Raw genomic sequence first — 23,412 nt, forward strand, 5'->3', positions numbered from 1 at the left:
CCCCACCCCAAAACACTCTGTTCATCGCTACTTTACCAAACTTTTAGCATGAAAATCATCAGCCGTTACCTGCCGGCAGTGCTCGTCATTGCCTGCCTGCAAAAAAACTTATCCGCACAATCCGGGAATGTGGGCGTCAACCAGGACCAGCCCACCAGTTCACTGGATGTGAATGGCAACCTGTCCATTGGCAGCACCTATTCCGGTACCACCGCCGCTCCGGCGAATGGAGCTATCATTGAGGGCAGGGTGGGCATTGGCCTAACTATTCCCTCTGTATCGCTGGAAGTATATAACCCCAATCCTTTTTCAACCCTCGGTAAATTCACCAGTATTTATCGGGGGAAGATACAGGTTGGAACGGACCGGCGGCAAATTAGCCTGGGTGCGGACGAGATATTGAATTACGGGTTTATAGGCACGGAAAACCCCACTAGTTTCCTTATTCAGACCGACAACAAACAGAGATTGCTGGTCGATGGCTCAACGGGCCATGTGGGTATTGGCATATTTACTCCCCTATCTCCCCAGGCTCCATTCCACGTAGCCCAGGCCAGCTACACCAATAGCGGCACCGACATCAGGTTTTTCAACCATGCCTCAACCACGCTCAACAGTATACCCAATTGGCAGGGCCAGACCGCTATCCTCGCCTGGGGAAACATCTGCGCCACGGGAGCTTTCATCGCCGGGCAGAGCTTCAGCTTTTCCGATGCCCGCATCAAAAATATCATCGGGCGCAGTGACGGAGCGGCTGACCTGGACCGCCTCAACCAGATCGAAATTACCCGCTACACCCATATCGACAGCCTGACCAAAGGCAATGCCGTCCAAACCAAGGTCATTGCCCAACAACTCAAACAGGTAATGCCGGAGGCCGTGGGTTATACCCGTGAATTTATCCCCAATGTAATGCAGGTAGCCAGGCACATTGATCTTCACGAAAATATGCTCCTGATTTCGCTATCCAAACCACATTCCCTCACCGCTGGCGACCAGGTGAAATGCATCGATGATCATGGGCTGGAAATGATCTTGGAGGTCGGTGCTGCATTAGATGAAAACAGTCTCCTGCTCAAAACCGACCACCGGCCTTCGCAGCTTTTCATTTATGGAAAACAGGTGGACGACTTTCACATCGTGGATTATGATGCCATCGCCATGCTGAACGTAAGCGCCACGCAGGAACTCAGCCGGGAGGTGGAGAGGCTGAAAACACTGGTCGCTGATCTCCAGTCACAGCTTGCCGCTCTGGACGAACTCAAAGGCAAAATGGCCGCCCCCCAGGCCCCCCTTAGCGCCAATATTCCCTCACCAAATAACACCCCTAGCAAATGAATACCTTCAGCCGTTACCTGCTGGCCGTGCTTGTCATTGCCTGTATTCATAACAATAGCCATGCCCAAACCGGAAACGTGGCCATTGGCCCGAACGACCCGGATGCCAGCGCGGCCCTAGACGTGCAGGCCACTGATAAGGGTATGCTGCTGCCCCGCCTCACCACCGCCGAACGCCTGGCCATCGCTACCCCCGCTACCGGGCTGATGGTCTTTGACACGGACGAGAAAAGCTTTTTTTACTACGAAGGCACGAAGTGGTTCCGCCTGGGAGTCCCGACGGACGGTAGAGCCCATGAATGGCTGCAATCGGATGCATCCGGCGTAGCCTCGTGGGATAGCCCCACGGCTGCCACCTTGCTGAGTGCTCCCGCTACCGAAGATTATGGCTGCTCCAAGTTGCTGGGTACGGTCAGTCTTTCTGGCGGGCCCCGAGGTATTGTGGTTTCAGGCGACTACGGATATATAGCGACCGAGAGCGGCCAACTTAAAATCCTTGATGTTACTTCACCAACAGCTCCCGTCGTCGTTGGGGAAGTAAAGTTAGGCGTGTATTTGTACGATGTTGCCGTATCCGGTAATTATGCTTTCGTACCGGTCAATGATCTCATTGATCTCGATGATTATGGTTTATTAAAAGCCATCGACATTTCCGACCCGTCCAATCCAATCGTAATCGGCACCGTCGATATTGTGTATAAAGATGCCCGCTACATCAAAATCATCGGCAATCATGCTTTTGTGGAGACTTACAACACTTTCACCGTCATAGACATTTCCGACCCAACAAATATGACTGTACTTAGTACCACTTTTATAGAATCGGAATCAAGGCCATTCGCCGTTTCGGGAAACTACGCTTATGTGGTCGGCCATGGGAACAGCGATCTGAGGATCATTGATGTTTCAACCCCTGCAAGCCCAAAGCTTATAGCAAGGTTACTTGTAGATTGGCGGCCTACCTCCGTAGATGTTTCCGGTACGTATGCTTATGTCACCACTTTTGACCGGCTGATACACGTCATTGACGCCGCCGATCCCCAAAACGCGAAGATCGTAGCAACGCTCAATTTTGGAAAATATATGGATGTGGTGCGTGTTTTTGGCAGTAAGGCCTATGTGTCAAGCAGGAACAGTGGGGAAATTTACGTATTTGACATTTCCGACCCATTAAACCTTAAGCAGGTCGGGACAATCATTACGGGCGACATCCCATCCGGGCTGGTAGAATCAGGTGGGTACCTATACGTTACTAGTCGTACAGGAAACAATGTTCAAGTCATCCAACCCGATAATTGCCAGCAGGTATTGGGCTTCGATCCAGGAACTGGGGGAATATATGCCGCTCACACCTATTGGGAGGCGGGTAGTGATCGGAATATATACAATGCAAATGGTGGAAAGGTCGGCATCGGCACGGACGCTCCGGAGAAAGCGCTGCACTTGAAAGGCAGCTCGGAGGTCGAACTCATGCTCGAAGCTAATAGCCCACACGGGAGAAAATGGGCGCTACAAAGCAATTCCGCCACTCCCACGGTAAGTGGCATATTCCAGATTATCGACCGAACCGAACAACAGGCAAGACTGGCCATTGATTCGTTGGGCAATGTTGGGCTTGGTACCGTCACTCCCGCTAATCGGCTCGACGTGGAGGGCGGCGTGGCCATCGGGGCGACTTATTCCGGTACTTCCGCCGCGCCCGCCAACGGGGCGATCATTGAAGGAAGGATGGGTATCGGCACGAGTAGCCCCGAAAAAGCATTGCATCTGGCGGGATCCAATGATGTAGAATTAATGCTGGAAACCACCAACGCAGATGGTAGAAAATGGGTACTACAAAGTAATACCACGGGTCCCCACCACAACGCCCAGTTTCAAATTATTGATCGCACGATAGGCATACCCAGGCTGAGCATTGATGCTTTGGGGAGCGTCGGGATTGGTACCAACTCCCCCCAGGCCCCGCTCCACGTCACTGGTTCCAGCGGTTCCAGCGGTGGTACGGACATCAGGTATTTCAACTACTCTTCCACCAATATTTCCGGTATTGGCAACTGGCAGGGCCAGACCGCCATCTACGCCCAGGGCAACATTTGCTCCACCGAGGCCTTCATCTCCGGGCAGAGCTTCAACTTCTCCGATGTCCGCATCAAAAACATCATCGGGCGCAGCGACGGGGCGGCTGACCTCGACCGACTGAACCAGATCGAAATTACCCGCTACACCCACATCGACACGCTGGCCAAAGGCAATGCCGTGCAAACGAAAGTCATTGCCCAACAACTGGAAAAAGTGATGCCGGAGGCCGTGAGTTACACCCGATCATTTATCCCCGACGTGATGCAGGTGGCCGAACGGATTGATTTTCGGGAAAATGAAAAGCTGCTGACCGTCTTACTGCCCCAGCCGCACCCCCTCCAAGCCGGAGAGCAGATCAAATGTATGGACGAAAAAGGGCAGGAAATCATCGTGGAGGTGTTGGCCGTGCCCAATGAACATAGTCTTCTTTTTAAAATGGACCACCGCCCATCGCAGCTCTTCGTTTACGGAAAACGGGTGGATGACTTTCACATCGTGGATTATGATGCCATCGCCATGCTAAACGTGAGCGCTACGCAGGAACTCAGCCGGGAGGTGGAGATACTGAAAGCACAGGTCACCGAACTTCAGTCACAGCTCACCGAGATGGACGAGCTCAAGGATAAATTGACCAAGCTCGAAGCCATCCTCAACGCCAATATTTCCTCACCAAACAGCACCCTTAGCAAATGAATATCTTCAGCCGTTACCTGCTGGCAGTGCTCGTCATTGCCTTTTTCTCCCAAAACACCTTTGCTCAAACCGGGCATGTTGGCGTGGGCGAAGCAGCTCCCCAAGCCCGCCTACACGTTACGCAATCCGACCCCAGTACCTCGAATGGCATCCTCGGGTTATTCCAGCGTAACGGCGCCGGAGACGTCGGGCTCTCGTTTTCCCAAAAGGACGTAAGCTCCTACGCTATTTTACATCCGGTTGGCGGAGGTCTGGCCTTCTATAAAGACCGTTCCCCTTCTTCCGCGGGCACGCTGAGCATGCGCCTATCCAACGACGGGGACTTGTTCCTGGCCGGCGGACGCTCTTTGTACGTAGGCGAACAGACGAATCTGGGAGGTGAAGGCTTGCGTTTTCACCATGCAATCAACCGGGGTTGGATTGACTATTCCGGCCCGTTTGGTCTTCATTTTCGCATAAATCAAGGCAATGGGGACGCTACCAGAATGTTTATTCGTTCTTTGGATGGCCATGTCGGTATCGGTACGACAAATCCAGGTGAAAAATTGACGGTAGTTTCTCCACTCATCAATTCGACCGTTGCTTCTTTCCGATCGTCGGGCGGTTTTGGCAGAATCCAAGTAGACAATGGCAATCCTTTTGCTGTGCTAGATTTGGGGGTATTGAGCAATAAGACCGGGTTTTTAGGCACGAGGCACGGGACCGATCTCCATTTACGGACCTTCTCGCGATCGAGAATGACTATTACGGGCCTCAACGGCAACGTGGGAATCGGAACAGAGAAACCGATTAATATACTGGACGTAAATGGGGGCGTCGCCATCGGAGCCGCTTATTCCGGATCCTCCACCGCGCCCGCTGACGGTGCCCTGATTCAAGGATACGTGGGCATCGGTACCATAGGCCCCCGAGCCCCGCTCCACGTCGCCGGTGTAAGTTTCGGAAATACCGGCACCTACATCCGGTATTTCAATGATGTGACGGCTTTTATTACGACCTTCCCCAACTGGACGGGGCAAGCGACCATCTACGCTGAGGGTAATATCTGTTCCACCGAAGCTTTCATCGCTGGACAGAGTTTCAACTTCTCCGACGCCCGCATCAAAAACATCATCGGCCGTAGTGACGGAGCGGCCGACCTTGACCGGCTGAACCGGATCGAAATTACCCGCTATACCCACATCGACACCCTGGCTAAAGGCAAAGCCGTACAGACGAAAGTCATCGCCCAACAGCTGGAACAGGTAATGCCGGAGGCCGTGAGCTATACCCGTGAATTTATCCCTGATGTAATGCAGGTGGCCGAACAACTGGATTTTCGGGAAAATGAAAATCTGCTGACCATCACGCTGTCTCAGCCGCACCGCCTTCAGGTCGGCGACCACCTGAAATGTTTCGATGAAAAGGGGCAGGAGCTTCTCTTGGAAGTGTCAGCCGTGCCAAACGATAAAGCGGTGGCCTTCCAAACCGATCAGCACCCAACGCGGCTCTTCGTTTATGGGAAACAGGTGGACGACTTTCACATCGTGGATTATGATGCCATCTCCATGTTGAACGTGAGCGCCACCCAGGAGTTGGCCAGACGCCTGGCCGCTTCCGAGCAGTCCGCCACGCAATTGCGGGCGGAGGTGGAGGCCCTCAAAGCGAAGCTCTCGGAAATGGAAGCTTTGAAAAAACAAATGGCCCGGCTGGAGGCGATGTTGGAGGGCCAGTAGCAGAAGTTGTCCCTAGTCTTTAATTTATTGACAGAAAATTTCATCATGAAATACATTAGCGGTATCCTGCTCCTTTGTTGCCTGCCCTTCGCTGCATTCTCCCAACTGAAAAACGACGGCGGGACTTTACGAATCACCCCCGGCGGCACCCTCACCGTCAAGGGCGATGTCACCAATGTGATGGGCGGCACCCTGACCAACGAGGGTACCTTATCGTCGACGGGAGGCATCACCAACGAGGCCACTGCCACCCTGCAGGGCAACGGCCGGTACATCCTATCCGGTGACTGGTCGAACGCAGGTTCCTTTGCTCCGGGCACGAGTACCGTCACTTTTGAGGGCAATACAGGCAGCACCCTCAACTCCGGTGGAAATGGTTTTTACAGAATGGAAATGGATAAAACCACCGCCAATCTTACACTAGCTGAGGACGTGGACATTGCTGATCTCCTGGAATTTTTATCCATCGAAAACAAAATCATCCTGTCGGGAAATAAACTCACGCTTAGTGGTACCGCCGATATTTTAGGTTTTGACGAAACCAACTATATCATCACCGATGGTACGGGCGAGTTGCGCAAATCCATGCCTGTCTCCATCCCCTTCACGTTTCCTGTCGGCTTCAATGCCTCCACTTATAATCCCGTGACCCTGACCCAAAATGGAACGGCTGACGAGCTGGGGGTCCGCTGTCTCGAACATCACTATCTGCTCGGGAACAGTGGCCCCCGGTTCTCTTCCGAAACAGTGGAGGCCTCCTGGGAGATCACGGAGTCGGTGCCCGGCGGTAGTCTCCTCGACATTAGCGTGCAATGGAACACTTCCGATGAGCTCCTTTTTAATCGTAACGACTGCGCAATCGGTTTTTGGAACGGCAGCAGTTGGGATTATGGCGCTGTTCCGGGCAGTCCGGCAGCGGGCACGGGCCCATTCGTGCAAAGCCGCTCGGGCATTGCCGGTGTGGGAGTGATTGGTGTGCAGAGCGGAGCGGCACTGCCCGTAGAGATGCTGTTTTTCAGGGTGGCTCCCGTCGGGGAAATGGCCGCACTGAACTGGGCAACCGCCTCAGAAATTAACGCTGAGCGATTCGATGTGGAGCACTCAACGAATGGTTTCTCATTCCTAAAAATCGGAGAGGTACAGGCCGTGGGCTTTTCGACGGTGGAGCGGCAGTATGACTTTTTGCACGAACAACCGGCTCCCGGCGTGAACTATTACCGCTTGCGGCAGGTGGATCTCGACGGTAGTTTTGCGTACTCCGAAATAAGAGCCGCTCATTTCCAGCAGGTGGAAAAGGTCACCTCGCTACTCCTCTATCCCAATCCCGCTACCGACCTATTAAACGTCGTGTATAATGGGGCCGGAGATTATCGGCTTCGGGTGTTTGATGAAAACGGGCGCCTGGTGTTATCCGGGGAAAAGGTCAGCACATTAGATGTAAGTGTGCTGCCTGCCGGGGTCTATGCTCTCCTGGCGACCAGTAACCAAGGGACTATCTACCGGAAATTTGTCGTAGGGAGATAAGCAGGCTGTTCGTTTTTGGGCACACGCCCTATGGCGGAGACCGTCTACTCGATTATATTTCGAATTGATTACGGTTTCATCTCTATTTTTTCAAATCCAACAATTGATTCATTTGCTGTATTAAACTGCTTAATTTCGTCAATTATCGAGTTGAATTTGATGTCATAATATCTTTGATCAATAAAATATTTTTGTTCAGGATTGTCTGTTGAATAGCTTTCTCCGCTCATTTTTATTGGATAGTACGTTTCTTTATCGATAAAATAAAGCGTTTTCGAAACACTCCCTTTTTCATCTTCAAGTCTGGCGCCAAAATTTGGCATGGTCACTTTATCCTCTAAGCTCACTTGTATCTGAAAGCAATTCTTTTCATCAACAATTGTATCATCTAATCTATCAATTGTGTATGAATCTAAGTTTTTTAGCATGTATTTAAATTCATATTGCATTCCATAGGGAGTATTATGCCCCCAAAAAGGTTTCTTTTTAAAATCTGGATATTTCACCAGATCATAAATCCTGGCGACACTGTCTCGATTATTTTTACGTATCAATCTATTACCATCATAGATGTCCTCAAAAGTTACATTTTCTTTGTCGTTAACATACATATACCAGTGTCCTTTAACCCCAACAATAGAGTCTGAAATCAGCCTCTTAAAATACATCTCCCGATATCGTTGTATGGTATTATTTGTGTTTTGAGGATCTGTCCTTGACATATCTTGTTTATAATAGATCGTCTCAATTTTATTTATTTTGTCGATTGTCTTACTCAAAATATCACTAGCTATCTCTCTTTTACTACAAGAGACAAATACAATCAGAGCGTTTAATATTAAAAAAAGCCTATTTCCGTTCATTGCATTTTAATTCTCAATCCCATTTTCCGTCCAAGTATACTGGTTTTGTAATAGACGTGTTATGTAAATCTCAGCATCTACATAAGGGATTATATGATTTTAGGTTAATCTAATTAAAAGATGCTTTGTAGTGAGGAACATCAATAGTTAAAAATCGAAAAACAGAAATGAATGAATCTCACCGCAACCTGTCCCGCCACAGGGCAACCGCCCAGCGGTCGGGAAGGCACAAGGACGCTAAGCTTTTCAAGGTATTTGAAATTCATATTTCATATGGTTCACAGTAATTACTCACAACGGTTGGCTATACACAATAGCCCCTAAGGTATTGCGTACAAGTGTTGTTGTGGCAAGTTTATCTTAAAAATTCGGCTATTGTCTTGTTTAAAGAGTCAAAATCACTTTTCTGATGTAGCAACTCATCAATTCTAATATCACCCATATTTTGAACTTTATATTTCGGCAGTTCATCTCTAAACAAAATAGATACGAATGTATCTACTAACCGCTCTTTCAGGCCATGAGGGATATTGTATTTCTTAATAATTGAATACTCCATTCCCATGTGTGTGATTTCATGGATGATCGTATTTGCAGGGTTTTCGTAGTTCATGAAACTACCCTCCGAGTCGGTGAATAAGGTTATTACACCTTCATCGGGATCATAGCTGCCTCCAGTCCCATAAAGTGTCAACCTCACCTTGTAGGTTTCAAAAGAATTGAATTCCCAATCCCATCCATTCCTTAAGGAATCTATCTTCTGGATACATTTATTAATTAGGCCTGTCTGAAGTGATATTTTATGAATTGCTTTTTCGTAATTTTTCGTATTGAAGATCCTTGCCTCTAAAAGTGTATAAATTGCTGAGAAGTCTTTGTTTCCAAAAGTCCCTTCCTTTGATTTATTGATCAAAGAGTCAATTAGTGATTCCTGCGGGAGATGAATCTTGTACCCTTGTTCTTCGAAAAAGGTAATGTCATTTATTGTCCGCCAAATTGAAGTAGCTTCGTGCTCAATTGAAGGCTGTACAATCTCAATTCTTGGCGCTACAACCTGTGCCGCGCAGTATGAGCTAGTCAGGCAAAATGCTATTCCTATAAATAGGTTTTTGAAAGTCATTTTGTTTTAGTTTGTTACAACGGTTCAAGTATAAGCATAGTGCGGGATTAGCAGCACATCTCTTTCAGTTTTGTTCGCTAAAATGTAGTCCGTATAAATTTAGCAACTTCGCCCGCATTACGCTTATACCAGGTTGGCGGTAGGCTTTTAATTCTCCTCAAGAAGGATGGATATCGTATTGGTTTCAATGGTTAATTCAGGTTGTGAACCATCATCAAATTCACTATTCAAATTGCCTCCAAAAACCCATCTTTTAATCAATCCATTTTTAGTAAATTCTTTAGTGAAGTTTGCTAATCCTTTTTGCTTAAGCTTAAAAGCTTTTCCACCACCACCAGGAACACCATTTATCATGTCCCATTCAGCATAAATCGTATACGGTTCGAATATCAAATGTAGTCCTCTGTCATCCCCAAATATAAACTGACCGCTATCCACTATTCCCGTTAATATCTTCCTGATTTTTTTACTGGTTTCTTTAGTATCAAAGATTAGCAATGTGTCTGTCCCACTTGCTTCAGTACTATCTCGAGTAGGTTCTTTTGCATTAAAATACAATTCAAGGTATAGCCTAGTTTGGTCGTCAGAAATTTTCAAACTTGCTCTTGCGGATAATTCACAGTCACCCTCAAAGCTCTTGTCTCCTCTTGTATGAGATGGAATATAGGTATACTTTAGAGAAGCTATCTCTTGTTGATAAATGTTGGGTTTCGTTTGAATTTCAGGTCTTCGATTAGAACCATTTTCATTTTGAGTTTTGCAACCGCTCAACATGAAACAAACAAAACAGGTCAAGAGTAATTTGAAAATTTTCATATCCGGTGCGCATAAGAATTCATTGAGTACATAGCCTGGCCGTTGGCAGCAGCGTTCTTTTATTTCATTTTTTCTTTAAATTTATCTTCATTCTTTGGCAATTAACTTACTGAACGACACCCATAATATAAGGTAGCCTTTAGATTAACATTTAAAAATTTCAAATATCCAATTATCGTGTTCGCCAAATTCTATTAATAGATTTTTGAGACCTAACTCTTTTTCCATTCTATGTTCATTAAATGCGATTTGCATGAGTTTGTAAGATCTCAACTTAGCCAATTCTTCAAACGAATACATATAGTTCTCTTCATCGAACTCTATGAAGTAAAGTAGCTCACAAAGATCTTGATATTTATTATCATCTATGAATCCCCAAATTGAGCTAAAATCAAAATCAATGTTAAATCTTAATAATTCATTCGAATATTTTGATCCATCACTTTCACCGTATACTACGCAAGTAAAGTCCGTTGGAGAATAATCATGCTCAATGTGTATAAGTCTAGCTCTATTCTCACCCTCAATTTTGTTTTTTAAAGTGGTGATAAATTCATCAACCTTTTTTTGGCTCTTTTCAATATGCAAAGCATAATTGAACTTAGAAGTGTTTTGAATTAGTCTTTCTAGATAGTTTTTCCTCCCAGGACTAATTCGTTTCGATTTAGCTTGACGAATCATTTTTTTCATCATGCTATCTGAATACTTCACATCGGGATGTTTAGCCAAGTGATCTTTTAAGTTTTGTACTTCTTCTTCCCGGTATAGTTTTTCGATTTCATCAACTGTATACTTAGACACAATGCCTTTCAAATATTCAATTCTTTCCTCCAATTTCATAATTTTCTCAATGCTACCTAACGGCCGGGCGCTCTGCGCCGTTCAGAATGAAGATAAAGATTTTCGCGGAGAAAAAATTTTCGAAATGAAGAATGGGCGTTGGCGCAGTGTTGTGTGCCGGTTCGGAGAGAAGTGAAGAATCGGCACACGACGCTGGTGCAGAGCGCCTGGTCGTTGCCGTCCGGAGAAGGAGCATGGACGTCGTAGCCATTGTTGTACGCTTTTTGATTATTTATGTATAAATGCGCATACTTACAAAATCCAATTAAAAAACTAACCATCTACTATACAAAACTTCCCAACTCTATAAGGTTTTTATAATTGAGTAGTCGGTTTACTTTTATTTGATCGAACTGTAATTACCATGAAAAATAGCAAAAAACCTATAGACAGGTACACAAAGCTATCTTGAATAATGGAGTGTAATGTAGTGACACCTTTAGCAGGCAATTGTGCATACATGATTTTGTCATTATCGTCAAAACTGCTCATCTGTGAAACCATTTCACCGTATGGTGTGATTGCTGCGGAAAGCCCAAAACGCGTTGAACGCAGCACCGAGTGACCTTGCTCAACTGCTCTAAAGGCAGCCATTTCTGTATGCACGGGGTCAATGCCCCTCCAATCACTTGATGGAATAATAACCATATCTGCTCCTAATTCACCATACCCTTTTGCCAGATATGGGAAATCATAATCATAACAAATTGCAGCCCCGATTTTTGTTCCCGATATATCTACTACTTTTAAAGGTGACTTTCCCTGTACTGCGGGTTCTCCTGGTACGGGTTGATGCTTGAGGTATACATGCGTAATGTTTCCTGATGAATCGATAAACTGATACTTATTCTCATACTTCAGGGGCGTTTGTGAAATGGGTGTCACATAAGAAGCTACCAAAGTGATATTGAGTTCAGCAGCTAATTCCCGGATGGAGTTAATCCAAACATTCTCATCTTCAGGCATTATAAATATGGCGGCTTCATTCCATGAAATTATTTTAGCGCCACCGTATGCTGCAGTTCTTGTTCGTTTAAATAATGCCGTTTTCACCTGTTCGTTACTTTCCTTAGATGGCAATGGCAATCCACTTGCTTTCGAGTCTGTTCCAACTGCGGCAACGGTTACCGTTTCAATGCCATTGGCTTTGCTCAAGTCGTAACGGATGGAGCCAAAAACAATTAAAAGAAACAACATGATTAACGGAAGCTGAAAGGTTGAAATAGCGGCTTTTCTTTTGATTATGATATTAGCAATTGAGGCATTAACCCAATAAATCAAAAAGCTTAGTCCTGCCAAGCCAAACAAGGATACTGCCTGAATAAGCGATACATTATCGTGCAGGGTATAAGCAGCTACGCCCCAACTGGCAAGAGGTGTATAAGTGTATTGAATCCATTCCATAATGATCATGATAACAGGAAATAGAAACAGCGCGTATTTTTGATCTTTAAATTTACTCCATACCAGGTATCCAGGCAGGTGAAATAAACTAATTGGAATCGAGTAGAGAAAGACCAGCACTAGTGGAATTGGATCGCTAATAATCTTCGCTACAACCAAGGACCAAGCCAAAACCAAAGCGAGAAAAAAGGCTAATCTTGACTTCCAGCCTTGTGTGAGATATAGATAAATTAAAAATGGAACACTTGATACCCAAGCCATGACTTCAATACTAAAGGTCATGTGAGTTATGGTCATGGTAACTACCCCAATTGCGAGGTACCAAAGCGGGTTAATTTTATTTACGTTAAATCCTTGCGTGAGGATACTTGATAAGTCTTTCATCTTTCTTTGTTATTAATTCTCCGCAAAGATTGATGATCCTGATTTCAAATCCATTAACATTTGTTAAAGGATGAAATTTTACTCCCTGAGTTCTCTACGAAGTCTACTTAGGGAAATATTTGTAATTCCTAGATAGGAGGCAATGTCAGCATGTGAGATCAGGTTTTCCAGAAAGTGATATTTTTCTCTAAAAAGAATGAGTCTTTCTTTAGCATTCAGTGAAGCAAGGCCAATTTCTTTCTCAACTTTTGCAAGGAGTTCATTTTGTAAAACCATATTCCCAAACTCGCGTATGTCCATGTGATTGATCATTAGCTGCTCAAACTTATCAGCGTTTAAACTAGCAACGGTCAGCCTTGTAAGCGCTTGAAAGTTAAGGTGAGATATTTGATTAGCTGTTCTCGTTTTATTCGGAGAGAGTACACTGCCTTCAAGAAAATAAGATATGGTTACCTCTTCACCTTCCGGGCTTAGCAAAAAACTCCGGCAGACACCTTCGTAAACAAAGTATTCCTTGTTATTCTTTTTTCCCCTATCGATAAACACATCTCCTTTTTCATAAACTTCAACTAAAATCAAGTCACTTATCAGATCTAACGACCCCTCCGATACGGGTGACACCTTGTTGACTAAGGGTCTTGTTCGTTCTTTAATCTGTTCGAAATTCATGATTCTCCTTTATTTGCGCACAACGGTTTGACTAAACACAGTAGCCCCGCATAGGGGCTATTGCTGTTTTATTCTTTGTTGCGTGCCGTGTTCTCTTTTTTATAATGCTCAACGTCAATTCCTTCTTTCCTCATTAAATCAATACCGAAATTGCGAATAGTATCCACTATTGGAATAGCTAATTCTCCTTTATTCGTAATACTGTATTCCACTTTTGGCGGAACCACAGGATAAACTTTCCGATGAATAAAACCATCGCGTTCCAACTCTCTTAATTGGGTGGTGAGCATTTTATCAGAAATATGTTTGATTGATTTTTTCAGTTCGCTATATCTGTAAACCTTGTCTTTTAATCTCCATAAAATGGGCATTTTCCAAGTGCCACCTAATCTGTCCATAGCAAACTCAACTGGATTGTAATAAACTTTCCCTTTGTATAAAAAATTTGGCATGGTTCATAAATGATTGATTATCAATATACTTTCCAAAAAGTTAGTATCATACTTATTAGTCTGTATATCAATAAAAGTAGGTATAGTTTGTAAGTTTGCAAAGGATTTTTATGAAAAATGAATGATAAAAAATTTCAGTTTTTATCTATTGGCAGGGTTGGTTTTGATACTAAGTTCCTGTCATTCACCAAATCAAACCCGAGCAATCCGAGTAAATCAAAATTCTAAAAATATGACAAAAATTAAGGAGGACGTTCATTATGTTCATGCACATGGAATGCCCATGAAGGGCAAAATTTTAATGGTTGCAAGCAGCCCTACTGTTTCCAAACAAACGGGTTGGCCCATTGGCTTTTGGGCAGCAGAATTGACTCACCCACTTCACATTTTTCAGGAGGCTGGTTATGAAGTTGAATTAGCCTCAACGGAAGGAGGCAAAATTGAAATGGATGGATATTCTAATCCTATTGATGAAAGCGGGTATTCAGCACATGATGTCATTTCGTTGGGCTATATGCAATTAGACGGGTTTAATGAAATGTTGGCAAATACTAAAAAGATGGCGGAGCTCAATCCTAATGATTACGATGCCATATTTTTAGTCGGCGGTCAGGCTCCGATGTACACATTTAGAGGCAACCATGATTTGGAAAAATTATTTGCTAATTTTTATGAAGCAGGTAAGCCAAGTGCTGCTGTTTGCCATTCCACAACTCTTTTGTTGGAAGCCAAAAAATCCAACGGAGAATTGATTGTTAAAGGTAAAACATGGACAGGTTTTGCAGACGCAGAAGAAGATTTTGCAGACCAAGCAGTTGGTCAAAAAATACAACCCTACCGAATTGAGGAGGAAGCAAAAAAATTGAATGGCACAACTTTCAAAGTAGCTTCTCCCTTTTCTTCTTATGCCATTGCGGATGGTAATTTAATTACGGGACAGCAACAAAATTCAGGTGCTGCTGCTGCGAGAATGGTAGTAATGCAATTAAGTAAATAAATTTCCAGAGTGAGCAAATGAAAAAAATTGTTTGCTCACCCAAATTTTAGTTTTCAAACCATGAGGTATTTTTTTATTATCACATTATCAGGTTATTGCTCAACAGTTTTTGCGCAAAGTTTGGAGCTTATGGTTGGGCATGAACAAATATTTGCTGATGCCCAATGGTTGAAATTTTGGGATAATAAAAATCATTGGTCAGTTTTTAGCCGAACCCGTGCCACCGTAGATTATGACAATCAAACCAATCTTTTTACTGGTGCTTATTTGAATTATACTTTTAAAAATGGCTTAGGTAGTAGTCTCGTTGGTAAAATTGGAAATAACAGCGGAGGAGCAGATATCGGTATCCATATTTTTAAATCTAAAAAAAATTGGATGCTATTTGGTTTGGCTTCGATTGGTTTGAAGAATGAACTGGAGTATAGTTGGTTTTCTATTTTCCGATTAACACCCCGGATAAACGGCCAATGGAAATTTTATTCCAGTCTTGAATTGTTCAATCTGTTCGGAAAAGAAAATCATTTGTTAAGTGTGCAACGCATTCGATTGGGTCTGGACTATCAACAATTTCAGTTTGGTATTGCTGGTAATTTTACAGAAATCGGGGAGGATTGGATGGGTAGTTCTAACATTGGCGGATTTATCCGAAAATCGTTTTAAATATGGTAGTCAAGAAAAATTTTCACCCCCTAAAAGTTTGGGCTTACATAAAGAACCAAGTACTTTTTGTTTTAATCTGGTCATTTGTAGTTTGGTTATTATTCCATTTTACGCAGGAAAAAGCATTAGCATTGAATTTTACACCTATCGGAATTTTGGGTTCTGCTTTGGCAATTTTCGTGGCATTCCGCAACAATTCTTCTTATGGAAGGTGGTGGGAGGCAAGAACTCTTTGGGGCGGTATTGTTAATTCAAGTCGAGTATTTGCCAGATTGGTTATCACCTTTACCGACAGTCATTCCCACCGAGAAAATTATGATAAAAACAGAAGCGAGGCTTTTAAAAAATCATTGGTTTATAAACAAATTGCATGGACGCACGCTATGCGTTTACATCTTCGCCAGCAAAACAGTTGGGAGGAAATAGAAGCATTTTTGGATAAGGAAGAATACGAATTAATAAAAAGCAAAAATCATAAACCCAATGCTATTCAATTGTTAATAGGGCAACAAATTTATGATGCAATGGCAAATGGTACATTGGGAGGATTTGATAGTTTTCAGATGGAAGGGCAATTGTTAGCACTGACCAATTATCAGGGAGGAGCGGAACGTATTAAAAATACACCATTGCCACGCCAATATGACTACTTCACCAGGGTATTTGTTATTTTGTTTGCACTTCTTTTACCTTTTGGATTATTAGGTTTCTTCACATCTGATATTCTAATTCAACTATCTTGGTTGATTATTCCACTTTCTGTTTTGATTGCTGGAGTTTTTATCATTATGGAAAGAACAGGGGCAGCAAATGAAGACCCTTTTGAAAACAAAATCACGGATGTTGCCCTAACTTCTATTTGCAACACTATTGAAAGAAATCTCAGGGAATTGTTGGGAGAAACTGATTTGCCAGAAAAAACACAACCCGTTAATGGGTATTTATTTTAAAATGACATTTTATGAAAATTGCAATTATCGGAACGGGAAACGTAGGTGGTGTATTGGCTACTCAATGGGCAAAAGCGGGACACAAAATTTTTTTAGGCGTTCGAGATACGACAGATTTTAAAGGAAAGGATCTATTGAAAAATGAAAACACATCTGTTCATAACATCCAAGAAGCAGTTAATTTATCAGAGATCATACTGGTAGCTTCTCCTCCTCAATTTGCGGAACACTTAGCGGCTTCTTTTGAAGATGTTGAAGGCAAAGTCATCATTGATGCTACCAACTCCATTCGCACTAAGCCTGAAAATTATCCAACTTCTTTTCATGCGTTTGAAGCATTGACTAATGCTGATGTTGTCAAATGTTTTAATTCCACAGGTTTTGAAAATATGGAAAACCCCGATTACGGCGATTTAAGATTGGATATGTTTATGGCTGGGAAAAGCGACAACGCCAAGTCTGTTGCAGTTCAACTTTCAATGGATGCAGGTTTTGAAAATTGTTATGATTTTGGCAATTCAGACAAAGTGGAGTTGTTGGAAAATTTTGCTTTATCTTGGATTAATTTGGCAATTTTTCAGAAGATGGGAAGGGGGATTGGTTTTAAGGTTGTTTTTCGTTGATTTTGTTTTTTTCATGGCACGGCAACGCCCAAGCTACCCGACGTGCGACCGAAGGGAAGCATGGCGTGGTGTAGCTGATGTTAGCGGCTGGCTTCTTTTTATCAATATTTCCAATTCGCATTTCTTCAAATAATTCGGTATTACCATTGGTGGCGGTTAGTTGTGTTTATGCCCCTTTACATGTTATGTACTAATTGATTATCTCTCCTTTGTTATTCGCTAATTTCTCTTTCCATTTTTCGATGTCCTCATTGGTCTGTCTAACCCAGTCAGTTGCTTCGCCAACGATTTTTAATGGTGATTCCGAACGATATGAACGGGTCGGGTTGCCCGGAAATTTTTTATTTGTAACGTTTGGGTCGTTTTCAAAACCTCCTGTTGGCTCAACAATATAAACTCGTTCACGGCCATTGCCTTTTGAAAATACAGCAGCAAGTCCTGCTGCATTTACTAAAGCTGTAAAATAAATATGGTTCATTTTGAGTCCGGGTTTGTAATTAGAATTGCCCCCTGCTGTCAGCAAATCGCCAACCTGCAAATCTGCTTTGGTTCCATGATAGAAAGGCCCTTTGTCAGATGGTTTTTCTCCGAATGATTTTGCCAAATCGTAGTTCTTTTTGGCGTTGTCAAAATCTCTTAAATCCTCATAGCTTTTGGCAATATTTGAATATAAGACAGGAAAAGCACTATGAGCTGAATCATCATTTATTTTTAATGCAAATTGTAAAGCTGTTTTGAGCCATTTTAATTTATCAGAAACATTCTTTTGATGTCGGGCTACATAATGGGCTGCAAGAAACTTTTCAAAGTCATTTGTTCCTTTTTCCCACGCTTGAAGAAATAGCTTGCTTGCTTCTTTGGATTTGTTCTGTTCTTCCATCGACATTCCTTGAAGACAGAGCTTAACAATATCGTTGTTTGAGCTGAATTCCATTTTATTATTATTTTTTTTTTGCTTGCCGCTAACGTCCCAGTGACATGCGGCGTGCTGACGAAGGAAGCATGATCGTCATGTAACATGTTAGCTTCTCGACTTTCACCGCTTAGTTCTTTTCTTTGATTTTTGTTATCGTTTGTATTCGCTTTCTAACAAATTCCGATGGTCTGCTATAGCTCCAAACGTTAGTTATTTTTTCCATTGCTTCATTATATTCCTTAGAATCTTTGGAGTGATTTATTAATAAGATATTTTCAAACTTTTCAATATTTCGGTTGCCGAATCTGTTCCAATCATCTTTATGATTTAAAAGGTAATTGGTTTGATTCTTTTCATCTAAATACTTTAGAGCTTCAAATACTTGAATTTGATCAAACTCCAATTCTGGATGTTGTAGATAATAATCAAGATAATCTGAAAGGTATTTTATAGATTCTTCCGTATTGAACATTGCTAAAGTAATTGCATATTGTTTACCTGCGAAACAAACTTCACTCTTGAGGAGATGAACTCCTATTATATCTGTTAATTCTATTAAGTTATTTATAGCGGCAAAGTAAGCTCCAGTTTGGCGAGACCTCCAATCTACACCTCCAATGCATTTTAAGATTACATCTTCTGTAAAGTCTCTCTTAACTGATTTTACTTGTTCTATCCAATCATTGTCGTCTTTTCCAAGATTTAGATAATAAGGAGATACCCACTTCATTCGAAATTCTTCAGAGATTGTTTTATCACTTTTGTAAGTTGTAAGATTTGGGAATCTGTTATTCATTTACTATTTCTTTGGTTTATTCACTCTATATTTTTGATCTTGATGGAAGCTAACGGTTTGGGTATGGTGCCTGTCCCGCAGGGCATGCACTATACCCGTTGTTGCCAGTAGTATTTTTATTCCATTCTATTTAATTCAGTCGCTCCTTGTAGTGCACCAATTGATCGGAATACTTCATTTTGGTCTTGCTCTTCCGTCCATCCCATTTTAGAAAGTTCGGAACGCACTTGATTCTCTGTTTTACCCTTGACAAAATGGTAGAATGCAAAATCCACCACTTCCATTGGAACTCTTTCCAATTGATATGCAGTTAAATTTGAAGCTAATCGTAACATTCCAATTGCGTAGGTGAATCCGAGTTGGAAAATCCAGCTTATGACCATTCCTATCCATCCAGTATTTAGAGACTTAATTGTTAAGCCAGCTTCAAGTCGAATCTTTATAAATTCAAAAAATCCAATTGGTTCATAATTATTCTCGCTCAATATTATTTGGTATTGAAAATATTGGTTAGAAACATAAACGAGAACTACCATTCCAATAAGAGTGTAATTTAGAATTTCGTAATTGGTATAGTTACTTGCCTTAATCAAAAACTTCAAAGTAAATCCAATTGCAAAGGCGACACCAACCTCAAAAAGTCCAATTATATAAATTCCTTTTACCGATAGAAAAGCGACAACATATCCAAGTAAAAGGGCTGTAAGCAATCCACCCAAGATCGGAATCCATAATTTTGGTTCCTTCCTTTCTTTTGGCTGGGGTAAACTTTCTGGAATTTCGTAATCATCCCAGTTTTTTGTTCTTTCAAATTCTTTTTCTAATTCAGCTAAAGCTTCTTTATCGAATTCTTTCTCTGTTTGTTGAAATGCATATTTGAATAGTCGGACTCTTTTTGAATTACGTCCATTATCCCACATTTCATTTCCAAGAGAAACACTTTTGACTTTTACCTTTCCATATTCATAAGTCACAGAAATTTTTTCTGTCCACCTGTCCCAATCTCCTTTTCTTTTAGCTTCTGCTGAAATTTCGTCCTGGAAAACTAAATCCCATCCTAACTTTTCGAAAGTCTTTATAGCAATTGGAACGAAAACACTTTTACTCAAATCAGTCCTAAATTCTTCTTCAAATTTTGGTGTCCAATTGAAGCTGTGTTTTTTCCTAATTGTCGATTCGTATTTCTTTAGTTCTTCGGTCATATTTTATTAGGGCCAGGCTGGCAGCTGTAGTTTTGGCACGTGTGTTGGCCTGCGGGACTATTGCTGCTAGCCATTGTTATATGGTATTACTTTTAATTCTTTCCATTGGTTTTTTTCTAAATCAGAAGAATTCTGATTAAATTGTTCGATTAATTCATCAGTTTCAGGTATTGGGATGATTTTATCTACAAAATTCTCTTCACACCAATCAAGCGTATAGTCAGATAGATAAACAGTTCTAAGCTTTTCTTCTGAACCATCAAAACGAAACCAATCATAAATTAAAGATATGTATTGTAACGGTTCACTTATTATTGACTCTCTAATAATCGTTCTATTTACATCTCCAATTCCATAACTGTCTATTATTTCTCCGGCAGAGATTCTTATTAACCCAGCCGGTCCACCAACAAAATTGGGGCAACTTGCTAAAATAGTAAAATTCACGTCATTGAACTTACTTGAAATTTCTTGGATTATCCAAAACGGAGCATGTTTTCTTCTTTCATAGTGATAGAATAAAGAATTAGAACTATTTACAAAACAAGATGTTTGTTCATGATTTTTGGCGTCTTTCTCATAAATGAGGTAAGAAATTTGAGATGCGTTATAATCATTTTTTATATTCTCAGCTAGAATTACTATTTCAGTATCCCATCCCATTTATTATCAATTTTAATATCATATAACGCTGCGCTAGACGATCGGCCGGAGTGAATCGGAGGCTGGGCGGCTAGCGGTTTGTTGTAAGTAGTTTTTCATTTATCCATCCAGTTTTTATCAAGTAATTCCGCCTCTTTCGCAAAATCTTCTACACTTTCATCCCCCTTTAGTATCTTATTCATATACTTTTCTCCTAGCTTATAACCTTCACGGGAATTGAATGGTGATGACTTAGCAACTATGATAAAATTGTAACTGGTTAAAAATCTCATTCTAAGTTCTGCTCCCTGAGTATTAACGATTTCTCCATTTATTTCTGCTGCCCCGTCATCAAATTCGTCTCCTCTAATTGGAATTTCATTGTACAAACCATACCGTTCATAAAAATACCCCCAACGATCCGCAATTCTCTTAATTTGATCATCATCATTCGAATCGTCATACAGTCCGATAGGCTGGTCCGCTTTTGTTTCCACATAAACAAAACACCTATAATATGAAGTAGAAGTATAAACTGCTATCTTCGAAATTTTTAACTCTTTTGAATTAAGCAAAAATTTTCCATGTGATAAAACTTTAAACCTTTCAATAGGTAAACCACTATTACCCCTAAACCACCATATAGGATCAGAATAAAGTCCGTAACCGTTAGCAATATCAAACTGTGTAGGTTCTTGCAGTAAGAGTGATAATCTTTTAAGGGCTACATTTCCTTCAAACCACCTCAACCCTCTCACACCAGGAAAAGCTTGTGCAATTCTATATGAGAATAAAACGGTGGGGGCAATTGTTAATTTAAATTTACCATTTCTACTTTTGAATTCACCATATCTTAGCAATTCAAATTCCTCTTCTTCTGAAACCATCTTTTTTTCTGATTCGCTTTTTATTTCAATAGATGGTTCCTTTATTTTAAGGTCTTCTACCTCCAAATCATTGATAATGGCCAGAACCCCCTTCTGAATTTTATTAATTCCCAAGTTGTATTCTTCATAGCTAATCACCTGAATATGATTATCCCTATCTAATCTTGATACTTGGCTATAAAACATGATTAAATCGTCATAAAATGACGATTCATAATGCAGAGATGACTGTATCTCTAGAATTGCTTTCTTCAAATTTTTTTTCAATAATGCCTTAAAGTTATTCCTTATTTCTTTCATCGATTCCTATTACGAGTAATTACTTGCAACGGTTCGCTAGACGATCGGCCGAAGCTTCAGCGGAGGCTGGGCGTATAGCCACTGTTCTCAGCTGTTTGTTTTCCTTCAAAAAATTTTATCCATTCTGGGTTTATACAATTTTCCCACCAATCAGCATTATTGCATTTCCAGTATCCGTATCGGTGTTTGCCAACTTTTTGGGGAGAGTTATCAATCCATTTATAGGTTCGTATCTTTTTATTGTTAAAGCAAAAAATCACTTCTTCCAAATCATTAATTTTAGAAACTGCCGAACCTACTTTTCCTATTTCATCCAAGAAGAACTCTTGAAGGAAAAATCCTCTTTCTTCAAAAATTATTGTTTCAATGCCACGATTATCAAACGTCCCAAATTCTTTCAATAGGTTAAATCTATCTTTTCTCTGAGGAGTCCTTGTATCTTCACCACCAATTTCTGTCTGTGTGTTTGCGGTATAAATGCCTTTTATATCTATCTCTACTTTGTTCTTTTGAGGACTTTTAAAAGACCTTGTTATTCGATTTTCGTAGTTAAATTCGTAGATGGTCTTGTAAAAATCCATCAACGTTTCTTGATTGCCAATAAATTCAATTTTATCAAAGGCGTAAAAGGCAACTTCTCCTCTCTTATTAACTGCACTAGTCACTTCTTTTATCCAATCTGCTCCGCCATAGCTACTTCCAGCTAATTCCCAAAAGTGATATTTTTCAAAATCTATATCTAAATAATGCTCTCCGTCCGTTGCAGTAAAAAGCATTTCAATATAATTCGATTGAAAGTCTATTCGGTATTGTAATTGATTCTCTAAATGCTTACAATTTTTTATCAATTGTTTACAAATGTCTAACGCATCCATTTCATTAATCGTCCCCTCTTTTGGAAAAACCCTTATCGACTTTTTAATTGATGATGCTGACATTTTTATTTTCTTTTTTGAAGTCTCCCGTTCCAATTAATCTTGAATGGTGGTTTTCGCAAAGAAGCCATTTTAAGTCCTTGCTTATTATGTAATATTCAAAGCCAAAACACTCACTAATTAATTTCCCAATTTTCTTAGGATTACAGTTATAAATTGGATAAAAGTCTTCATCATCATCTTCGACCATTAACCAAACGTGATTTTCCAAATCAGGAATGTATCTTTCTAAATGTTCAAAGAGCTTTTCTAGGTCGGCAACCGAAAAGGAGGTACTTTTAAAATCTTCCCACCACCATCGTCTATCTCCTGATTTTACAAATCTGTTTAAGCATTTATTATAAACTTCAAGACCCAACTTATCATTAAGCAATTCAATATCGCCTTGGGTCAACGATAAGGTTTGTATTGCATTCGATATTTCTTGCTTTACCTGTCCCATTTCTTTTTATATGTCATACAACGGTTCGCTAGACGATCGGCCGGAGCTTCAAAGAAGGCTGAGCGACTAGTGGATGTTATGCATAATTTTATTTATTATAAATTTTGAATCCATTTTTAGCAATTATCCTTTCCAATCTTTTGCGTTGAGAGTTTGATAATTT

At 41.4% G+C, this 23,412-nt stretch carries 22 protein-coding genes; 8 read left to right on the top strand and 14 right to left on the bottom strand.

The window, feature by feature from the left end:
- Positions 1–48 precede the first annotated feature (48 nt).
- The 4 genes from CRP01_RS31790 to CRP01_RS31805 are packed head-to-tail and all read left to right on the top strand — an operon-like array spanning position 49 to position 7,348.
- Entirely contained in the window at positions 49–1,338 is a 1,290-nt protein-coding gene (locus CRP01_RS31790; protein WP_099154108.1) for a tail fiber domain-containing protein, read from the top strand.
- Positions 1,335–4,109 carry a tail fiber domain-containing protein gene (locus CRP01_RS31795; protein WP_099154109.1) on the top strand — a complete coding sequence of 925 codons (2,775 nt, stop codon included), beginning with the start codon at positions 1,335–1,337 and terminating at the stop codon, positions 4,107–4,109. Before CRP01_RS31790 ends, CRP01_RS31795 begins: the two co-directional genes overlap by 4 nt.
- A complete protein-coding gene (locus CRP01_RS31800; protein WP_099154110.1) occupies positions 4,106–5,824 on the top strand; it encodes a tail fiber domain-containing protein in 1,719 nt (572 codons plus the stop codon). Before CRP01_RS31795 ends, CRP01_RS31800 begins: the two co-directional genes overlap by 4 nt.
- Before the next feature lie 45 nt (positions 5,825–5,869).
- Complete coding sequence (locus tag CRP01_RS31805) at positions 5,870–7,348, top strand: T9SS type A sorting domain-containing protein (protein WP_099154111.1); 1,479 nt, start codon at positions 5,870–5,872, stop codon at positions 7,346–7,348.
- Between the two features lie 68 nt (positions 7,349–7,416).
- On the opposite strand, the gene CRP01_RS31810 is transcribed toward CRP01_RS31805, so the two are convergent.
- The 7 genes from CRP01_RS31810 to CRP01_RS31840 all read right to left on the bottom strand — a co-directional run bounded on the left by CRP01_RS31810 (position 7,417) and on the right by CRP01_RS31840 (position 13,896).
- Positions 7,417–8,211, bottom strand: a complete 795-nt coding sequence (locus CRP01_RS31810) for a hypothetical protein (protein WP_099154112.1) — start codon at positions 8,209–8,211, stop codon at positions 7,417–7,419.
- A gap of 355 nt (positions 8,212–8,566) precedes the next feature.
- A complete protein-coding gene (locus tag CRP01_RS31815; protein WP_099154113.1) occupies positions 8,567–9,331 on the bottom strand; it encodes a hypothetical protein in 765 nt (254 codons plus the stop codon).
- 147 nt (positions 9,332–9,478) lie between these two features.
- The gene (locus CRP01_RS31820; RefSeq protein ID WP_143473617.1) at positions 9,479–10,147 is read right to left on the bottom strand and encodes a hypothetical protein; all 669 of its coding nucleotides are present in this window, start codon (positions 10,145–10,147) and stop codon (positions 9,479–9,481) included.
- Positions 10,148–10,291: 144 nt separating this feature from the next.
- A complete protein-coding gene (locus CRP01_RS31825; RefSeq protein WP_099154115.1) occupies positions 10,292–10,987 on the bottom strand; it encodes a hypothetical protein in 696 nt (231 codons plus the stop codon).
- Between the two features lie 315 nt (positions 10,988–11,302).
- A complete protein-coding gene (locus CRP01_RS31830; RefSeq protein WP_099154116.1) occupies positions 11,303–12,775 on the bottom strand; it encodes a nitrilase-related carbon-nitrogen hydrolase in 1,473 nt (490 codons plus the stop codon).
- 78 nt (positions 12,776–12,853) lie between these two features.
- On the bottom strand, positions 12,854–13,444 hold the full coding sequence (locus CRP01_RS31835; protein WP_099154117.1) for a Crp/Fnr family transcriptional regulator: 591 nt from the start codon (positions 13,442–13,444) through the stop codon (positions 12,854–12,856).
- 68 nt (positions 13,445–13,512) lie between these two features.
- The gene (locus CRP01_RS31840) at positions 13,513–13,896 is read right to left on the bottom strand and encodes a winged helix-turn-helix transcriptional regulator (RefSeq protein WP_099154118.1); all 384 of its coding nucleotides are present in this window, start codon (positions 13,894–13,896) and stop codon (positions 13,513–13,515) included.
- A 232-nt stretch (positions 13,897–14,128) separates the two neighbouring features.
- Between CRP01_RS31840 and CRP01_RS31845 the strand changes: the two genes are divergently transcribed.
- Genes CRP01_RS31845 through CRP01_RS31860 form a run of 4 tightly spaced genes read left to right on the top strand, consistent with a single transcriptional unit; the run spans position 14,129 to position 17,129 of the window.
- The gene (locus tag CRP01_RS31845) at positions 14,129–14,893 is read left to right on the top strand and encodes a type 1 glutamine amidotransferase domain-containing protein (RefSeq protein ID WP_099154119.1); all 765 of its coding nucleotides are present in this window, start codon (positions 14,129–14,131) and stop codon (positions 14,891–14,893) included.
- 60 nt (positions 14,894–14,953) lie between these two features.
- Entirely contained in the window at positions 14,954–15,556 is a 603-nt protein-coding gene (locus CRP01_RS31850) for a hypothetical protein (RefSeq protein WP_143473618.1), read from the top strand.
- Between the two features lie 2 nt (positions 15,557–15,558).
- Positions 15,559–16,506, top strand: coding sequence for a bestrophin family protein (locus tag CRP01_RS31855; protein WP_099154121.1), 948 nt, complete (start codon positions 15,559–15,561; stop codon positions 16,504–16,506).
- An 11-nt stretch (positions 16,507–16,517) separates the two neighbouring features.
- Positions 16,518–17,129: an NADPH-dependent F420 reductase gene (locus CRP01_RS31860; protein ID WP_099154122.1), complete on the top strand. Its 612-nt coding sequence runs from the start codon at positions 16,518–16,520 to the stop codon at positions 17,127–17,129.
- Between the two features lie 190 nt (positions 17,130–17,319).
- Here the strand turns inward: CRP01_RS31860 and arr are convergent, their stop codons facing one another.
- The 7 genes from arr to CRP01_RS31895 all read right to left on the bottom strand — a co-directional run bounded on the left by arr (position 17,320) and on the right by CRP01_RS31895 (position 23,249).
- Positions 17,320–17,733 (bottom strand): NAD(+)--rifampin ADP-ribosyltransferase, encoded by a 414-nt coding sequence (gene arr, locus CRP01_RS43370; RefSeq protein ID WP_317048824.1) that lies wholly within the window; start codon positions 17,731–17,733, stop codon positions 17,320–17,322.
- A gap of 439 nt (positions 17,734–18,172) precedes the next feature.
- Positions 18,173–18,841 carry a DUF6000 family protein gene (locus CRP01_RS31870; RefSeq protein ID WP_099154124.1) on the bottom strand — a complete coding sequence of 223 codons (669 nt, stop codon included), beginning with the start codon at positions 18,839–18,841 and terminating at the stop codon, positions 18,173–18,175.
- A 116-nt stretch (positions 18,842–18,957) separates the two neighbouring features.
- Positions 18,958–20,043 (bottom strand): hypothetical protein, encoded by a 1,086-nt coding sequence (locus tag CRP01_RS31875; protein WP_099154125.1) that lies wholly within the window; start codon positions 20,041–20,043, stop codon positions 18,958–18,960.
- Between the two features lie 66 nt (positions 20,044–20,109).
- Entirely contained in the window at positions 20,110–20,706 is a 597-nt protein-coding gene (locus CRP01_RS31880; RefSeq protein ID WP_099154126.1) for a hypothetical protein, read from the bottom strand.
- A 95-nt stretch (positions 20,707–20,801) separates the two neighbouring features.
- Positions 20,802–21,872, bottom strand: coding sequence for a hypothetical protein (locus CRP01_RS31885; protein ID WP_099154127.1), 1,071 nt, complete (start codon positions 21,870–21,872; stop codon positions 20,802–20,804).
- 56 nt (positions 21,873–21,928) lie between these two features.
- Positions 21,929–22,810: a hypothetical protein gene (locus CRP01_RS31890; RefSeq protein ID WP_099154128.1), complete on the bottom strand. Its 882-nt coding sequence runs from the start codon at positions 22,808–22,810 to the stop codon at positions 21,929–21,931.
- Positions 22,791–23,249 carry a DUF6756 family protein gene (locus tag CRP01_RS31895; protein ID WP_099154129.1) on the bottom strand — a complete coding sequence of 153 codons (459 nt, stop codon included), beginning with the start codon at positions 23,247–23,249 and terminating at the stop codon, positions 22,791–22,793. The genes CRP01_RS31890 and CRP01_RS31895 overlap by 20 nt, the downstream gene beginning before the upstream one ends.
- Positions 23,250–23,412: the final 163 nt, after the last annotated feature.

The sequence above is a fragment of the Flavilitoribacter nigricans DSM 23189 = NBRC 102662 genome, from assembly GCF_002646595.1.
Taxonomy (GTDB): Bacteria; Bacteroidota; Bacteroidia; order Chitinophagales; family Saprospiraceae; genus Flavilitoribacter; species Flavilitoribacter nigricans.

Bases quoted from the DNA above. Each gene is read 5' to 3' on its own strand.
- CRP01_RS31790 (WP_099154108.1), top strand. From the start codon at position 49: ATGAAAATCATCAGCCGTTACCTGCCGGCAGTGCTCGTCATTGCCTGC.
- CRP01_RS31795 (WP_099154109.1), top strand. From the start codon at position 1,335: ATGAATACCTTCAGCCGTTACCTGCTGGCCGTGCTTGTCATTGCCTGT.
- CRP01_RS31800 (WP_099154110.1), top strand. From the start codon at position 4,106: ATGAATATCTTCAGCCGTTACCTGCTGGCAGTGCTCGTCATTGCCTTT.
- CRP01_RS31805 (WP_099154111.1), top strand. From the start codon at position 5,870: ATGAAATACATTAGCGGTATCCTGCTCCTTTGTTGCCTGCCCTTCGCT.
- CRP01_RS31810 (WP_099154112.1), bottom strand. From the start codon at position 8,211: ATGAACGGAAATAGGCTTTTTTTAATATTAAACGCTCTGATTGTATTT.
- CRP01_RS31815 (WP_099154113.1), bottom strand. From the start codon at position 9,331: ATGACTTTCAAAAACCTATTTATAGGAATAGCATTTTGCCTGACTAGC.
- CRP01_RS31820 (WP_143473617.1), bottom strand. From the start codon at position 10,147: ATGAAAATTTTCAAATTACTCTTGACCTGTTTTGTTTGTTTCATGTTG.
- CRP01_RS31825 (WP_099154115.1), bottom strand. From the start codon at position 10,987: ATGAAATTGGAGGAAAGAATTGAATATTTGAAAGGCATTGTGTCTAAG.
- CRP01_RS31830 (WP_099154116.1), bottom strand. From the start codon at position 12,775: ATGAAAGACTTATCAAGTATCCTCACGCAAGGATTTAACGTAAATAAA.
- CRP01_RS31835 (WP_099154117.1), bottom strand. From the start codon at position 13,444: ATGAATTTCGAACAGATTAAAGAACGAACAAGACCCTTAGTCAACAAG.
- CRP01_RS31840 (WP_099154118.1), bottom strand. From the start codon at position 13,896: ATGCCAAATTTTTTATACAAAGGGAAAGTTTATTACAATCCAGTTGAG.
- CRP01_RS31845 (WP_099154119.1), top strand. From the start codon at position 14,129: ATGACAAAAATTAAGGAGGACGTTCATTATGTTCATGCACATGGAATG.
- CRP01_RS31850 (WP_143473618.1), top strand. From the start codon at position 14,954: ATGAGGTATTTTTTTATTATCACATTATCAGGTTATTGCTCAACAGTT.
- CRP01_RS31855 (WP_099154121.1), top strand. From the start codon at position 15,559: ATGGTAGTCAAGAAAAATTTTCACCCCCTAAAAGTTTGGGCTTACATA.
- CRP01_RS31860 (WP_099154122.1), top strand. From the start codon at position 16,518: ATGAAAATTGCAATTATCGGAACGGGAAACGTAGGTGGTGTATTGGCT.
- CRP01_RS31870 (WP_099154124.1), bottom strand. From the start codon at position 18,841: ATGAATAACAGATTCCCAAATCTTACAACTTACAAAAGTGATAAAACA.
- CRP01_RS31875 (WP_099154125.1), bottom strand. From the start codon at position 20,043: ATGACCGAAGAACTAAAGAAATACGAATCGACAATTAGGAAAAAACAC.
- CRP01_RS31880 (WP_099154126.1), bottom strand. From the start codon at position 20,706: ATGGGATGGGATACTGAAATAGTAATTCTAGCTGAGAATATAAAAAAT.
- CRP01_RS31885 (WP_099154127.1), bottom strand. From the start codon at position 21,872: ATGAAAGAAATAAGGAATAACTTTAAGGCATTATTGAAAAAAAATTTG.
- CRP01_RS31890 (WP_099154128.1), bottom strand. From the start codon at position 22,810: ATGTCAGCATCATCAATTAAAAAGTCGATAAGGGTTTTTCCAAAAGAG.
- CRP01_RS31895 (WP_099154129.1), bottom strand. From the start codon at position 23,249: ATGGGACAGGTAAAGCAAGAAATATCGAATGCAATACAAACCTTATCG.